Below are 15,278 nucleotides of genomic sequence, written 5' to 3'. Positions count from 1 at the left end.
CGTTCGGGGTAGCGTCAGGCGCGAACGACCCGGGCGATGTTGCCTTCGATGGCGACGAGGCGCACGCGCTCGCCGGCGGGGATGTCGCTGTCGGCGACGCAACTCCACTCCTCGTTGCCGAGGATCGGTTTCTGGAAGCGCACGCGGCCTTTCTGGAATTGCGAAACGCTACCGGTCAGCAGGCCGACCTCACCGATGACGCTGTCGGCGGTCCAGCGCACGTCCGGCTTCTTGCGCCGGAACAGCTTGAACCACAGCACGGTGGTCAACGACGAGAACAGCACCCACAGCAGCACCTGCATGTCGAGTTGCAAGCTGGGTACGGCGAGGGCGATGAGCGAGACCAGTACGGCGCCGATGCCAAACCAGATGATGAAGAACGTTGGCAGGACCAGTTCGAGCAGGGTCAGGCCGATGCCGAAGACCAGCCAGATCCACCATTGCATTTCCATATGGGTGACGCCTTCCGAGGGGAAGACCTGAGTGTACGGCAGCGGAGCGGCAGAGGGCCACTTGTGAGGAGGTTGGAATATCTGAAAGAGTTGTGGGAACGATGCCTTACGGTGCCTGTTCAGGCATCTTCGCCGCATTCGCCAACGCCGCTGTCAGCTCCGCCGCCGAGGCGAACACCCGGTCCACTGCCGGCAACAGCGGGCGCTTGAGGATCAGCACCGGTACGCCGCGTTCGCGTGCCACCTCGAGCTTCGGCTCGGTGGCCACGCTGCCGCTGTTCTTGCTCACCAGCACATCGATGGCGCGTCGCTCGAACAGCCCCCGTTCGTCTTCGATACGAAACGGGCCGCGCGCACCGATCACTTCGCAGCGTTCGTTGCCCGGGCAGGCATCCAGTGCTCGCAGGGTCCAGAACTGCCGGGGCGGAATCTCATCGAGGTGCTGCAGTGGCTCGCGGCCAAGGGTGAACAGCGGCCGTTCGAACGGCGCGAGTGCCTTCATCAGGGCGGCCCAGTCGTCCACCTCCCGCCAGTCGTCACCGGGCTGGGCCTGCCAGGCCGGACGGTGCAGGGCCCAGCAGGGAATGCCGGCCATGCGTGCGGCGCAGGCGGCGTTGCGGCTGATCTGCGCGGCATAGGGGTGGGTGGCGTCAACCAGCAAGGAGATGCCTGCCTCGTGCAGGTAGGCGGCCAGACCTTCTGCGCCGCCGTAGCCACCGACCCGTACCTGGCAGGCGAGGTCCTGCGGCACACGGCCGATGCCGGCCAGGCTGTACACGTGCTCGGGGCCCAGCTGGCGGGCGATGGCCAGGGCTTCGGTAACGCCGCCGAGCAGCAGGATGCGCCGGCTCATTGCACGCCTGCCTTGCCAACGATGCCGCCCTGGCGGTCGATGGCGAACACCTCGACCTGGACCTGGGCCGGCACCACGCTGCGCGCGAAGGCCAGGGCGTGCGCGCACACCGCGTCGCCCAGGGCGATGCCGGCGGCGTGGGCCAGCGCCAGAGCCTGCTGGCTGGTATTGGCCGCGACGATCGCTGCCTGCAGCTCGGTGTCGGCGCCGATGTCGGCGGCCCAGCCGGCCAATTGCGGCAGGTCGATGCTCGAGTGGCGGCTGTGCAGGTCCATGTGCCCGGCGGCCAGCTTGCTGATCTTGCCGAAGCCGCCGCACAGGGTCAGCCGCGCCACCGGCACCTTGCGCAGGTGCTTGAGCACCGCGCCGACGAAGTCGCCCATCTCGATCAGGGCGATTTCCGGCAACCCATAGACCCGGCGCATGCAGTCTTCGCTGGCGTTGCCGGTGCAGGCGGCGATGTGCGTGTAGCCATTGGTGTGGGCGACATCGATGCCCTGGTGGATCGAGGCGATGTATGCCGAGCAGGAAAACGGCCGGACGATGCCGCTGGTGCCGAGAATCGACAACCCGCCGAGAATGCCCAGGCGCGGGTTCATGGTCTTCAACGCCAGTTGCTCGCCGTCCTGCACGTTCACCGTGACTTCGAAGCCGCCGGCATAGCTGCAGGCGTCGGCCAATTGCTGCAGGTGCTCGCTGATCATGCGCCGTGGCACCGGGTTGATCGCAGGCTCACCCACCGCGAGTACCAGCCCGGGGCGGGTGACGGTACCGACGCCCACGCCGGCGACGAAGCGGATGCCGGGGGCGTCCAGCAGTCGCACCTGGCTATAGAGCAAGGCGCCGTGGGTGACGTCGGGGTCGTCGCCGGCATCCTTGAGCGTACCGGCCTCGGCGCGCTCGCCATCGCGTCGACAGAACTCCAGGCGCATCTGTACCACTTTGCCTTTGGGCAGGGTAATGCTGACCGCGTCGCTGCCTTCGCCGGTGAGCAGCAGGCGTGCCGCGGCCAGGCTGGTGGCGGTGGCGCAGCTGCCGGTGGTCAGGCCGCTGCGCAGGGGCGCCGGTTGTTCGTGGGTTTCTTCACGCATCGGCAGGCTTCACCACGTCGAGCAAGGTGATCGGCAGGGCCTGGCGCCAGGTATCGAAGGCGCCCAGCGGCTGGGCCTGGGCGACATGGAGGCGGGTCAGCTCGCCGCCGTGGCGCTCGCGGAAATGCGCCAGGGCCAGCTCGCTTTGCAAGGTCACCGCGTTGGCCACCAGGCGTCCGCCGGGGCGCAGGCGGTCCCAGCACAGCGCCAGTACGCCATCGCGAGTGACGCCGCCGCCGATGAAGATCGCGTCGGGCCGCTCGAGCTCGGCCAGCGCCTCCGGCGCCTTGCCGCGCACCAGTTGCAGGCCGGGCACGCCGAGCGCGTCGCGATTGTGCTCGATGAAGCCCTGGCGGCCCTCATCGGCTTCGATGGCCAGCGTGCGACAGGCTGGATGCGCGCGCATCCACTCGATGCCGATCGAGCCGCAGCCTGCACCGACGTCCCACAGCAACTGGCCCGGTTGTGGCGCCAGGCGGGCCAGGGTGATGGCGCGCACGTCGCGTTTGGTCAGTTGGCCGTCATGGCGAAATGCGTCATCGGGAAGGCCGGCTATCCGTGACAGGCGAGGCGCATCGGCGCTGGCCTGGCACTCGATGGCGAGCAGGTTGAGGTCGGCAACCTGAGGGTGCGGCCAATCATCGGCGCAGCCCGATAGCTGGCGCTCGGCGTTGCCACCGAGGTGCTCGAGCACATGCAGGCGGCTGGGCCCGAAGCCGCGCTCGCGCAACAGCGCAGCGACGGCGGCGGGGCTGTGGCCATCGTTGCTCAGCACCAACAGGCGCAGGCCGCTGTATAAATGGGCATTGAGCGCCGCCAGTGGCCGTGCCACCAGCGACACCACCTGCAGGTCCTGCAACGGCCAGCCCAGGCGGGCGGCGGCGAGGGCGCAGGACGACGGCATCGACAGCACCTGCATCTCCTCGGCCGCGACCTGGCGCGCAAGGCTGGCACCGACGCCATAGAACATCGGATCGCCACTGGCCAGCACGCACACCGGCTCGCCGCGCAGCGCCAGCACCGGGTCCAGGGAGAATGGGCTGGGCCAGTTCTGGCGGGTGGCGCTCACGCAGCGCGGCAGCAGTGCCAGTTGCCGTGGGCTGCCGATGATTCGCGTGGCGCCGAGCAGGGCCCGACGGGATTGCTTGCCGAGGCCGCTGAAGCCGTCTTCGCCGATGCCTACTACTGTCAGCCAGGGTGCCATGGGTACTTTTCCGTTATTGCGTTGGGCTGCGTCGTCCTTTTCGCGGGCAAGCCCGCGAAAAGGGCGACGCCGTCCTGAATTTTTTCGCACGATCGCGACGATGCTCGACCACCGGCTTTTCATGCCGCAGGCCAAAGCAGGCATAATACCGCGCCTTCTACACTCAAGCGCATTTTCAGCGATTGCCGGACGCCCCTTTGAAGCAGGTTCATCCCCCTACCGTTTCGCCCCGCCCCTCGGCCTGCCCGGGGTTGTGGCGCATCGTCGCGGCGCGCGACGGTGGGATCTGCCGCATCAAGCTGCCCGGCGGCCTGCTGCGGGTCGACCAGGCCGACGCGCTGGCCAGCGCGGCCGAGCGCTTCGCCGCTGGCGTGATCGAGGCGACCAACCGCGGCAACCTGCAGATTCGCGGCATCGGCACCGACCATGCGGGTTTGATCGAAAGCCTCCTGGGCGCCGGCCTCGGCCCGCGCGAGGCGGCCAGCGATGACGTGCGCAACCTCATGCTCAGCCCCTTGGCCGGGCTCGACCCTTCGATGTTGACGGACGTGCGGCCGTTGGCCGGGCAGATCCTCGACCTGCTCCAGGGCACCCCAAGGTTTCATGAGCTGTCGGCCAAGTTCGCCATCCAACTCGATGGCGGTGAAGGCCTGGCAATGCTCGAACACCCCCACGACCTGTGGCTTTCGGTGCTGCGCCTGGAGCAGCGAACCTGGCTGGCCTTCGGCCTGGCCGGATGCCCCAGCGACGCGCCGCTCGGTGCGGTGCCGCTGGAGCAAGGCCTGGCCCTGGTGCGGGCTGTGCTGGAGCGCTTCCTCGACCTGGCCACTCCCCAGCAGGCGCGCATGCGTCAGCTACTCGAGCAGGTTCCGGCCCTGGCCTTCGTCGATGGGTTGGGGCTGGCTATCCGACGCGATGCCGCCGTGCTCCAGTGGCGGCGTGCGAGCACTTGCACTGCGTGGCTGGGACCGGTGTTGCAACATCAGGGCCTGGCCCTGGGCGTCGCGCCGCCGCTGGGTCGGTTGACACCTGCCATGCTGCGCGGTGCGGCGGGCATCGCCCGGCAGTGGGGCGATGGCAGCTTGCGGATCAGCCCCTGGCAAAGCCTGCTGTTGCCCAATCTGCTGCCAGCGCGCCTCGACCAGGCTCAGGCCGAGCTGGCCGCCCTCGGCCTGTTGTGCCATGTCCATGAGCCCTTGGCCCGCATGGTCGCCTGCACCGGCAGCCACGGCTGCGCCAAGGCCAATGCCGAGACCAAGACCGACGCCGTTACCCTGGCCGCCTTGCTGCATCGCGGCGGGCCAGCCAGCGTGCACTTGTCCGGTTGCGCCCGGTCCTGCGCCGTGGCCCATGTTGCCCCGGCCACCTTGCTGGCCCGTGCACCTGGGCGCTACGACCTCTATCAGCGTGACGCGCACCTGCCGGGCCTGGGTGCCCTGCGCGGCACCGACCTCACCTTGAACGAAGCAGGCGCCATGCTCGACCTGCCGACGGAGCACCTTGATGATTGATTACATCCGCGATGGTCAGGAGATCTATCGCAATTCCTTCCGGATCATCCGCGAGGAAGCCCGGCTCGAGCGGATTCCCGCAGACCTCGAAAAACTCGCCGTGCGCGTGATCCACGCCTGCGGGATGGTCGAGGCGATCGATGGCCTGCAGTTCTCCGAAGGCGCCGGTCAAGCCGGTCGCGACGCCCTGGCCAAAGGCGCACCGATCCTCTGCGACGCGCACATGGTCGCCGAAGGCATCACCCGGGCGCGCCTGCCGGCGGACAACGCGGTCATCTGCACCCTGCGCGATCCGAGCGTGCCAGGCATGGCCAAGGAAGCGGGCAACACCCGTTCGGCACTGGCCCTGGAGCTTTGGCGCCCACACCTGGAAGGCAGTGTAGTGGTCATCGGCAATGCGCCGACCGCGCTGTTCTACCTGCTGGAAATGCTCGACGCCGGTGCACCCAAACCCGCGCTGATCCTCGGCTTCCCGGTAGGCTTCGTCGGCGCTGCCGAGTCCAAGGCGATGCTTGCTGCCGACAGCCGTGGTGTGCCGTTCGTGATCATGCAGGGCCGCCTGGGCGGTAGCGCGATGGCGGCCGCCGCCGTCAATGCCCTGGCCACGGAGGTGGAATGATGGCGCCCCGTGGACAATTGCTGGGCCTGGGCGTGGGCCCGGGTGACCCCGAATTGATTACCCTCAAGGCCCTGCGCCTGCTGCGCGAGGCCCCGGTGGTGGCGTACTTCGTGGCCAAGGGCAAGCGCGGCAACGCTTTCGGCATCATCGAAGCGCACCTGCAGGCCGAGCAGACCCTGCTGCCGCTGGTGTACCCGGTGACCACCGAGGCGCTGCCCGCGCCGTTGTCCTACGAGCAGGTGATCAGCGACTTCTACGACGAAGCCAGCGTGCAGGTCGCCGAGCACCTGGATGCCGGGCGTGACGTGGCGGTCATCTGCGAGGGCGACCCGTTCTTCTACGGCTCGTACATGTACCTGCACGACCGCCTGGCGCAGCGCTACCAGGCCCAGGTGATCCCCGGTGTCTGCTCGATGCTCGGTGGCGCCTCGGTGCTGGGCGCACCGCTGGTATACCGCAATCAGAGCCTGTCGGTGCTCTCGGGCGTATTGCCGGCCGACGAACTCAAGCGCCGCCTGGCCGATGCCGATGCCGCAGTGGTCATGAAGCTGGGACGCAACTTCCCCAAGGTGCGCCAGGTGCTCGGCGAGCTGGGCTTGGACAAGCGCGCCTTGTATGTCGAGCGAGCGACCATGGCCAATCAGAAGATCGTTGCCCTGGATGACGTCGACCCGCAGTCGTCGCCGTACTTCTCGCTGATCATCGTGCCGGGTGAAAAATGGCAGGGATGAACATGCAGGCACCGGCAATCGTCATCCTTGGCCAAGGCAGCCTGGAAACCGCACGGCGTATTCAGCAGCGCTACCCCGAGGCTTCGATCCATGGCCTCAAGGGGCGGGTCGAAGGCGCCGATCAGGACTACACCTCGTTCGGCGAGACCTTGCGTGCGCTATACCGGCAGGCCACGCCGATCATCGCCCTGTGCGCGGCGGGCATCGTCATTCGCAGCCTGGCCAGCCTGCTCGATGAAAAGGGCGCCGAGCCGCCGGTATTGGCGGTGGCCGAGGATGCCAGTGCGGTAGTGCCGCTGCTCGGAGGCCTGGCTGGGGTCAACGTCATGGCCCGCGCCATCGGCGAGGCGCTAGGCGTGGCAGCGGCCATCACCACCAGCGGCGAACTGCGTTTCGGCACCTGCCTGCTGAACCCGCCTGAGGGTTATGCACTGGCCGACCTGGAGCAGGGCAAGCGCTTCGTCTCCGACTTGCTGGCCGGTGAATCGGTACGCATCGAGGGCGACGCACCCTGGTTGCAGCAGGCGAACCTGCCGGCCAGCGAGTCGGCCCAGCGCACCATTCATGTGGGTTGCGTGGCGCGGCCGACCAGCCCCGATGAGTTGCTGATCCATGCCCGTGCCGTGGTCGTGGCGGTGGCGCCGGGCACCCCGGCGCTTGCCGACAGCGTGCGCCAGGCCTTGCACGAAGCGGGTATCGCCCAAGCCTCGCTGGCCTGCCTGCTGGCCGCCGAGCAGGCCATGGCCGACCCGGCGCTGCATGATGCGGCGCAGGCGTTGGGTGTAGCGCTGCGCTTCGCGCCCGCAGCCAGCGGTCTTGCCGACATGGCCGGCAAGACCCTGCCGCAGGCGCGTCTGCATGAACAGGGCAGTTGCGTGATCGCAGTCGCACCGGCACCGGTCGAGGTCGAGCTGGTCGGTCAGCGCCGTGGTCGTCTGGCGGTGATCGGCCTAGGCCCTGGCGCTGCCGAGCTGATGGTGCCGGCGGTCAGGGCCGAGCTTGCGCAAGCCCAGGACATCCTCGGCTACGAAACCTACGTGCGCATGGCCGGGCCGTTTCGCGACGATCAGGTCCAGCATTGCACCGACAACCGCGAAGAGATGCAGCGCGCCCGCCACGCGTTCGGGTTGGCCGCCCAAGGCCGCTCGGTGGTGGTGGTGTCCTCCGGCGACCCAGGCGTGTTCGCCATGGCCTCGGCCGTGCTCGAGGCCTTGCACGGCTCCAGTGACGAGGCCTGGCACCGGGTCGAGCTGGAGATCCTGCCGGGTGTCTCCGCCTCGTTGGCCACCGCAGCCCAGGCCGGTGCACCACTGGGGCATGACTTCTGCGTGATGTCGCTGTCGGACAACCTCAAGCCTTGGGCAGTCATCGAGCAGCGGCTGGACCTTGCCGCCCAAGCCGACCTGGTGCTGGCCTTCTACAACCCGATCTCACGTTCCCGGCCTTGGCAGTTGGGCGTGGCGCTGGACATCGTCCGTCGCCATCGGGAGGGGCAAACGCCCGTAGTCCTTGGTCGAGATATCGGTAGGCCAGGGCAGACGCTGAAGGTAGTCTCGCTGGCTGAGCTGCAGCCAGAAATGGTCGACATGCGCACCATGGTCTTGGTCGGATCGTCCACTACCTGCACCTTCGACCGCGCCGATGGCGGTCTGTGGGTGTACACGCCGCGCTGGTATCCGCAGGCACGCTGAGTCATTCGGGAAGGGCTTCCTGCCTGGCAGACCTGCGTTCGGGCAGTAGGGTGAAACCACCTCGACGGCTCGCGTCGAGGTTCACTCCCGAGGAAGTCCAGCATGACCACTGATATCACTCAGAGAAGCGACCGACCATCTGCAGCTGTCATCGAGCAAATTCTACTGGGGTTCGGCGTTGGCATAGAGCTGGCAGCCGTATCCGACATCAAGTTCGCCATTCACTTCGCATCGCTAGCCGCGAGTAAGAAATTTCCAGGCAGAGGCCAGACCGAGCAATGGTTGGGCGTGTTCGTCGCAGTGATGCGCGACGTCGGCTGGGTGCCGCTCCAGCGATCCTATGACCACGAAGCTTCGTCCTCACAATCGTTGAAGCTCGGCGCGGTAGCCTACAAGGGCATTAAAGTGGTGGGTGAGGCCATCCTCAGCAATCCTGCATCCGATGCGCTGATGCAGATGGCCGCCAAGGCGCTCGAAGGCCTGGGCAATGTTACCGAAGCCCAGAAAGTGCTCGAACGAAATCTCAAGGAAAAGGATGCCGGAACCGTTGGCCTGGCTTCCTGCATCCAGAACGAGGCGGGAGAAATCATCCTGGCCATGAGCGCGGTTGATGCCACGCCGTTCGACGATCATCAACTGGACACCGTGGTGTTCGAGTGGGAGAGCAAGGCGAAGAGAATCTACTCCGGCACCGCTGTGTTCGTCTTCAATCGCGATTTGTACTCTGCCGTCCGAGAGATCATCAAAGACAGGCTCAAAGACTATACCGTCCGTCGCACCCTGGATTGGCAAATCGCGTAAATCGCAGATGCCCTTCGGGGCATCCTCGCCTTCAGGAGGGGTGATGATGAATGACGAAAAATACACGCTATGGCTGGTGTGTGGAGCGGCCTTGCTAATCGACACCACGCTGACGCTGGAGCAGCGCCAGGATGTACTCGACAGTGTGCTCTACGCGCAACTGCGCGCCAACACCCGTTCCCAAGGGCGCTCCAGTGATTATGCCGGTTGGTGGAAACTGCATGTGGGCAGTTTCGATGACCTGGGCTGGTTCCAGCTACAACGCCACCGAAATCAGCCAGAGGCGCAATCGGCCTTGACCTCGCCCTTCCAGCCAATGCGCGATTGGCTGTTGGGGCACGATCAATCGTTGATCGGCGAACTCGATGCCACTGCCCACGCCTTGGGCGCATCGACGGCGCAGAAACACCTCGCTCGCTTCATTGATGATCAGCAAGGGCCGGTGCATGAGCTTGGGGTGGTGTCGAGCGGTAATGTTCTTGCGTTGTGCAGCCTGCACCGCGGGAGCCTGGCGTCGAGCGAGGAAGGCACACTCTCGACTCGGCGACTGCAACTGTGCGCCTGGGTGGGCAGCCCCATCGAGGAGCTCTTCGCGTTGCGCCGCACAGAGTTGCGAGCACTGATCGAAAGCAAGAGTAGCGGCGACTACATCACGTACATCGGGAAGCTTTCGGCAGGTGGTGTGCATGGACAGGCATGAAGCTGCGGTAGTGGGCGGCAGCTTGATATCGTTCCTGCCAGGTTTGACTGTCCAGCAGCGTGAGGCCGTTGAGTTGGCGATCCTGTTCACCGACCGGGTGACTGAAACCGACCGTGCCGGCGGTCTCGTCGACGACTGGTACAGCTACTTCCGCCGGCGCTTGCAGTTTCTGGGATGGGATGCGATCAACCCAGAGCAGGTCCATTGGCCGCAGCGCCGGCGCCAGGCGATTGTCGACAAAGCCTTGTCGATAGTCGAACACGTCGGCGGTGAAAAGTATGCGAGCGGCCTGTCCCTGGCATTGCCGGCACTGCTGCGTAGCGACCAGGCCTTGTTGCACTTGGAACAGCGAAGCCGGGATCGTGGGCTATTTCAGCTGCTACCCTGCGCGCCAGCAAAAAACGGCTATGTCGAAATGGTCCTCTATCATGAGGCGGGTGATCGCCAGGCGTTCACCTCTGGGTTCTTCACCCGCGTGCTCGACTCGACCACGATCAAGGCCGAACTCGTGCGTTTCAATGTTCGCCTGTTCCAGCAGGAATTCCAGGCCGACGTACGCAGGAATGTGGACCGTCTCAGACTAAGAGAGATACGGGCAGTCCAACTCTATGGGACCAGGTAGCCTTTGATGCCAGTGAAGATGATCTGCGCCGCCAGGGCACAGACGAACAACCCCATCAACCGGCTGACGATCTGCAGGCCCTGCTCGCCGAGGATCCGTTCGATGCGGTGGGACAGATAAAGCACCAGACCCACCGTGAAACTGGCCAGCGCGATACTGACGATGGCCAGTAGCTTTTCGTCCCAATGCGGCTGGCTCACCCCCATCACCAGCAAGGCACCGATGGTGCCGGGGCCGACGGTCAGCGGAATGGTCAGTGGCACGATGGTCACGTCCTGCTGCACGTTGTCGGCCTGCACCGCCGATTTGCCCTGGGCCATGCCCAGCGCCGAGATGAACAGCACGCTGCCAGCACCGATGCGGAAGGCGTCGGCGGTGATGCCGAAGACCCCGAAGATCAAGCGCCCGAACAGATACAGCAGCACGCTGGCGACGAACGCGGCGAAGGCGACGCGCCAGGCCAGTTGCTTGCGCTCCTTGCTGGAGTGACCGCGGGTCAGGCCGATGAAGCACGACAGCACGAAGAACGGGCTGTAGAGCACGAGCATCTTCAGGTAGACGCTGGACAGGTCGTGCAGCATGGGGCGGTTGTCCATGGCAGGTAAGGTGAGGGCAAGTGTATCAGCAGCTTCGGGGTTGTCTTCAGCGGTCCTGTCACACCTCAAGAGGTAGGCGCCGGATCCACCTTGGTTTCGCGCTTGTTGGCCCAGAACTGCACCAACTCCCGCAACTGCGACAACTCCACCGGCTTGGCCATATGCCCGTCCATGCCGGCAATGCGCGCGCGTTCCTTGTGCTCGGCCAGTATGTGGGCGGTCAATGCCACCACCGGCGTGCGTTGGCGCTGGGTTGCCGTTTCCCAGGCACGTAATTGTTCGGTGGCCGAGAAGCCATCGAGGATCGGCATCTCGCAGTCCATCAACACCAGGTCATAATGCTGGGCTTTCATGGCCTGCAGCGCTTCCTCGCCATTGCTGGCGGTGTCTGGCTCGAGGTTGAGCTTGCCCAGCATGCCGCGGATCACCTTGGTGGAAATGCTGTTGTCCTCTGCCACCAACACGCGGAAGTCGCTCGGCAGATCGACCGCCACGGCAGTGCCTGGCGGGGCAGGCGGCGGGGCTTGGTCACGGCCGCGCTGGGCCAGTTCCTCGGCCAGGGTAGTCTTGAGGGTATAACCCGCCACCGGCTTGGCCAGGATCCGCTTGACCCCGGCATTGCGCGCAATGATCTTGCTCGGGGCGTTGCTGATGCCGGTAAGCATGACCACCAGGATGTCGTGGTTCAGGCTCGGGTCTTCCTTGATCTTCGCCGCCAGTTGCATGCCGGTCATGCCGGGCATGTTCTGGTCCAGCAGGACCACGTCGAAATAGTCGCGCAGGTGCGCCTTGGTGCGCAGCAGCGCCAGCGCTTCCTTGCCCGAAGGCACTGCACTGACGTTCATGCCCCAGGCGCTGCATTGCTGCACCAGGACCTTGCGGCAGGTGTCGTTGTCGTCCACCACCAGCACACGGGCATCGCGCAGCGGCACGTCGAGGTCGGTCGGTGGTTGTTCCAGGCGCGAAGGGTCGAGCGGCAGGGTCAGCCACAAGGTATTGCCCATGCTGGTGCTGCTCTTGATGCCGAACTCGCCCTGCATCAGGCCGATCAGCTGCTTGGCGATGACCAGGCCGAGGTGGCCGCCAAGCTTGTTGCTGGAAAGAAATTGATGGCTGTGCAGTTCGGCTTGCAGCAGTGCCTCGCGTTCGGCCACCGGCAACGGCGCGCCGCTGTCTTGCACGGCGATGCGCAGGCGCGGGGTTTCGCCGCGCTGGTCGAGGGCCACCACCAGCAGGATTTCGCCCTGGTCGGTGTTCTTCAGAGCGTTGTCCAGCAAACTGGAAAGCGCCTGGCGCAGGCGCGTCGGGTCGCCGCTGATGACCCGCGGCACCTGAGGCTGGGTGAAGCTGATCAGCTCGATGTTCTGCTGCTCGGCCTTGGCGCGGAAGATGTTCAGGCAATCCTCGATCAACGCGTTGAGGTCGAACTGCACGTCATCGAGCTCGATCTGCCGCGACTCGAGCTTGGAGATGTCGAGAATCTCGTTGATCAGGGTCAGCAGCTCGTTGCCGGCGCTGTGGATGGTCTGGACGTAGTCGCGTTGCTTGACCGACAAGGGCGTGCCCAGCAGCAGCTCGGTCATGCCCAGCACGCCATTCATCGGGGTGCGGATCTCGTGGCTGATCTTGGCCAGGAACTCGGCCTTGGCGTTGATCTCGGCGTCACTGGCCGCCAGCGCCCGGCTGACGCTGTAGCGCTCTTCGCTGAGGCGCCGCAGGCGTTCGCTGACCGCAAGGTTGAGCAACAGGCCACTGGCTACCGTGAGGCCGAGCAGTATGCACAACAACCAGGGCGTGGACGTGCGGGTGAGCCCCAGCAGTGCCGGTAGCAGCACCAGGCCGCCGAGGTTGAACACCACCATGGCGACGCTGAACAGGCGCGCCGGCGCATAGCCCCGATACCAGTGATAGCTGCTGACCAGCAGCATGGTCACGCTGCCCAGGGCGAGCAGGGCGTAGGTCATCAGGTTCAGTGGCAGGGTGTCGACGAACAGCAGGATCAGGCCACTGACGCCCACCACCAGCATCTCGCCCTGGAGCAGGCGGTTGATCTGTGGCGAGTTGCAGGACTGGAAGAACTGCTGGGTGAAGTACAGGCCGGCAAGGCCCGCCAGCACCAGGGTCAGATAGGCGGCTGGCGTTTGCGCGGCATGCCAGAGGTGCCACCACGGGCCGCTGAGGTTGAGCAGGATCAGCCCGCTGAGCAGCATGAGGCCGTGGTACAGCGCCAGGTACAACGAGGCGCCGGAGCGGGTGTAGATGAAGCGGATCAGGTTGTGCACCATCAGCATCACCAGGCCGCCCAGCAGCATGCCGAACAGCAGCTCGCGGCTGTGGTCGGAGGCTGCCTCGGCTGCAGGCTCCAGGCTGATGGCCGGGCGCAGCTGGTGTTCCGAGACCAGGCGCAGATAAACGTCTACCGGTTGGCTGCTACGCGGCAGCGGCAGGATATGGTCGCTGCCGCGCAAGGTCGGGCTGCCATTGCTGGCCTGGCGGCCGTGGTGCAGCTGGCGCAGCAGTTTGTCGCCATCGAGGGCGTAGAGGTCGAGGCGAGAAAGATCGGGGCAAACACCCTCAGCAGTTGCTCCTGGTCGCCCGGTTCCAGGCGGTAGTGCAACCACAGCGCCTGTTCGGCGGGGGCGGCGTCCAGTTCGTTGAGGGTCAGGGGGCTGAACTGGTTGCGGTAGCGCTCGGAGCGCACGTCGCTGAGCTGCAGGTTGGCCTGTTCGTCGAGCAGAACGGACCAGCCGGCGCCCTGGTCGGCCGAAGCCGGGAGCAGGCAGAGCAGGGTCAGCAAGCTGACGATCAGAGCTATGGCAATCCGAAGCCGACGCACGACGAGATCCCTTCTAGGCTGATGTGCCGGATACCTACTATGCGCGGGGCCCCAAGCCGAAGGCAAGGCCCCGGCCGGGCCCCGTCGGCGAGCCAATTGCCGCGTCGCCTGGGCGACGCGACAATTGGCAGGGGTTTACTGCTGGTGCTCACCGCGCTCACGGGCGATGGCCCGGTAGCCGATGTCGGTACGGTAGAAGCTGCCGTCCCATTTGACCTGCTCGGCCAGGCGGTAGGCCTGCTGCTGGGCAGCCTCGACCGTTTCGCCCAGGGCGGTGGCGCACAGCACGCGGCCACCGGCGGTGACCACCTGGCCATCCTTCAGTGCAGTACCGGCATGGAACACCTTGCCTTCGAGCTTGGCGGCGGCGTCCAGGCCCTGGATGGCCGCACCCTTGGCGTAGTCACCCGGGTAGCCACCGGCAGCCAGCACCACGCCCAGGCTCGGACGCGGGTTCCACTGCGCCTCGACCTTGTCCAGGGCCTTGGCGAAGGCGGCTTCGATCAGCAGCACCAGGCTCGACTCCAGGCGCAGCATGACCGGTTGGGTTTCCGGATCGCCGAAGCGGCAGTTGAACTCGATGACCTTGGGGTTGCCTGCCTTGTCGATCATCAGGCCTGCGTACAGGAAGCCGGTGTAGACATTACCTTCTTCGGCCATGCCGCGCACGGTCGGCCAGATCACCTGGTCCATCACGCGCTGGTGCACGTCGGCGGTGACCACCGGCGCCGGGGAGTAGGCGCCCATGCCGCCGGTGTTCGGGCCGGTGTCCTTGTCGCCGACACGCTTGTGGTCCTGGCTGGTGGCCATTGGCAGCACGTTGTGGCCGTCGACCATGACGATGAAGCTGGCTTCCTCGCCGTCGAGGAACTCCTCGATCACCACACGCGAACCGGCATCGCCGAAAGCGTTGCCGGCGAGCATGTCACGCACGGCGGCTTCGGCTTCCTCGAGGGTCATGGCGACGATCACACCCTTGCCCGCGGCCAGGCCGTCGGCCTTGATCACGATCGGTGCGCCTTTTTCGCGCAGGTAGGCCAGCGCCGGCTCGATCTCGGTGAAGTTCTGGTAGTCGGCGGTCGGGATCTTGTGACGTGCCAGGAAGTCCTTGGTGAATGCCTTCGAGCCTTCCAGCTGGGCCGCGCCCTTGGTCGGGCCGAAGCAATCCAGGCCGCGGCTGCGGAACAGGTCGACGACACCGATCACCAGTGGCGCCTCGGGGCCGACGATGGTCAGGTCGACGTTCTGCTCGGCGAAGTCCGCCAGTTGCTCCAGGGCGCAGACGTCGATGGCGACGTTCTCGCACTTGGCCTCGATGGCGGTGCCGGCGTTGCCTGGGGCAACGAAGACCTTCTCGACGCGTGGGTCCTGGGCGACTTTCCAGGCCAGGGCGTGCTCACGGCCGCCGCTGCCGATGATCAAAACTTTCATGTCAAAACCTCGAATACTGTCTGGCGCCGATCCCGCGTCTTGTGGGAGCGGCCTTGTGTCGCGAAAGGGGCGCGTAGCGCCCCCAGGTTTTCAGCTTCGCAGCAAAAATTGCCGGGGCCGCGTTGCGGCCCTTTCGCGAC

The 15,278-nt window shown here is 65.9% G+C and carries 13 protein-coding genes and 1 pseudogene; 7 read left to right on the top strand and 7 right to left on the bottom strand.

The genetic code is table 11. The annotated features are described in order from the left end of the window. Positions 1–14: 14 nt before the first annotated feature. From E6B08_RS27195 to cbiE, 4 genes are all read right to left on the bottom strand, one after another. The gene (locus E6B08_RS27195; RefSeq protein WP_136916794.1) at positions 15–452 is read right to left on the bottom strand and encodes an NfeD family protein; all 438 of its coding nucleotides are present in this window, start codon (positions 450–452) and stop codon (positions 15–17) included. A gap of 106 nt (positions 453–558) precedes the next feature. Then, entirely contained in the window at positions 559–1,305 is a 747-nt protein-coding gene (locus E6B08_RS27190) for a cobalt-precorrin-6A reductase (protein ID WP_136916793.1), read from the bottom strand. Beyond that, positions 1,302–2,396: a cobalt-precorrin-5B (C(1))-methyltransferase gene (locus E6B08_RS27185; protein ID WP_136916792.1), complete on the bottom strand. Its 1,095-nt coding sequence runs from the start codon at positions 2,394–2,396 to the stop codon at positions 1,302–1,304. Before E6B08_RS27185 ends, E6B08_RS27190 begins: the two co-directional genes overlap by 4 nt. After that, on the bottom strand, positions 2,389–3,600 hold the full coding sequence (cbiE, locus tag E6B08_RS27180) for a precorrin-6y C5,15-methyltransferase (decarboxylating) subunit CbiE (protein ID WP_136916791.1): 1,212 nt from the start codon (positions 3,598–3,600) through the stop codon (positions 2,389–2,391). Before cbiE ends, E6B08_RS27185 begins: the two co-directional genes overlap by 8 nt. A 182-nt stretch (positions 3,601–3,782) precedes the next feature. Between cbiE and cobG the strand changes: the two genes are divergently transcribed. From cobG to E6B08_RS27145, 7 genes are all read left to right on the top strand, one after another. Next, the gene (gene cobG / locus E6B08_RS27175) at positions 3,783–5,111 is read left to right on the top strand and encodes a precorrin-3B synthase (RefSeq protein WP_136916790.1); all 1,329 of its coding nucleotides are present in this window, start codon (positions 3,783–3,785) and stop codon (positions 5,109–5,111) included. Beyond that, complete coding sequence (locus tag E6B08_RS27170) at positions 5,104–5,730, top strand: precorrin-8X methylmutase (RefSeq protein ID WP_136916789.1); 627 nt, start codon at positions 5,104–5,106, stop codon at positions 5,728–5,730. Before cobG ends, E6B08_RS27170 begins: the two co-directional genes overlap by 8 nt. Beyond that, positions 5,727–6,461, top strand: coding sequence for a precorrin-2 C(20)-methyltransferase (locus tag E6B08_RS27165; protein WP_136916788.1), 735 nt, complete (start codon positions 5,727–5,729; stop codon positions 6,459–6,461). Before E6B08_RS27170 ends, E6B08_RS27165 begins: the two co-directional genes overlap by 4 nt. After that, positions 6,449–8,152: a precorrin-3B C(17)-methyltransferase gene (gene cobJ, locus E6B08_RS27160; RefSeq protein WP_136916787.1), complete on the top strand. Its 1,704-nt coding sequence runs from the start codon at positions 6,449–6,451 to the stop codon at positions 8,150–8,152. Before E6B08_RS27165 ends, cobJ begins: the two co-directional genes overlap by 13 nt. Positions 8,153–8,254: 102 nt before the next feature. Continuing rightward, complete coding sequence (locus E6B08_RS27155; RefSeq protein ID WP_136916786.1) at positions 8,255–8,953, top strand: hypothetical protein; 699 nt, start codon at positions 8,255–8,257, stop codon at positions 8,951–8,953. Between the two features lie 43 nt (positions 8,954–8,996). After that, on the top strand, positions 8,997–9,653 hold the full coding sequence (locus tag E6B08_RS27150; RefSeq protein WP_136916785.1) for a hypothetical protein: 657 nt from the start codon (positions 8,997–8,999) through the stop codon (positions 9,651–9,653). Next, positions 9,640–10,275, top strand: a complete 636-nt coding sequence (locus tag E6B08_RS27145; protein WP_136916784.1) for a hypothetical protein — start codon at positions 9,640–9,642, stop codon at positions 10,273–10,275. Before E6B08_RS27150 ends, E6B08_RS27145 begins: the two co-directional genes overlap by 14 nt. On the opposite strand, the gene E6B08_RS27140 is transcribed toward E6B08_RS27145, so the two are convergent. The 3 genes and pseudogenes from E6B08_RS27140 to purD all read right to left on the bottom strand — a co-directional run bounded on the left by E6B08_RS27140 (position 10,260) and on the right by purD (position 15,138). Beyond that, complete coding sequence (locus E6B08_RS27140) at positions 10,260–10,853, bottom strand: MarC family protein (RefSeq protein ID WP_192938707.1); 594 nt, start codon at positions 10,851–10,853, stop codon at positions 10,260–10,262. The two genes, E6B08_RS27145 and E6B08_RS27140, sit on opposite strands and share 16 nt — an antisense overlap. Positions 10,854–10,936: 83 nt before the next feature. Then, a pseudogene (locus E6B08_RS27135) lies at positions 10,937–13,707 on the bottom strand (response regulator). Between the two features lie 135 nt (positions 13,708–13,842). After that, positions 13,843–15,138 carry a phosphoribosylamine--glycine ligase gene (gene purD / locus E6B08_RS27130; protein ID WP_136916782.1) on the bottom strand — a complete coding sequence of 432 codons (1,296 nt, stop codon included), beginning with the start codon at positions 15,136–15,138 and terminating at the stop codon, positions 13,843–13,845. Positions 15,139–15,278 lie beyond the last annotated feature (140 nt).

The sequence above is a fragment of the Pseudomonas putida genome, assembly GCF_005080685.1.
GTDB classification, from domain to species: Bacteria; Pseudomonadota; Gammaproteobacteria; order Pseudomonadales; family Pseudomonadaceae; genus Aquipseudomonas; species Aquipseudomonas putida_V.
The sequence above is the reverse complement of the archived record's forward strand: the minus strand, read 5'-3'. Positions and strand labels throughout refer to the sequence as shown.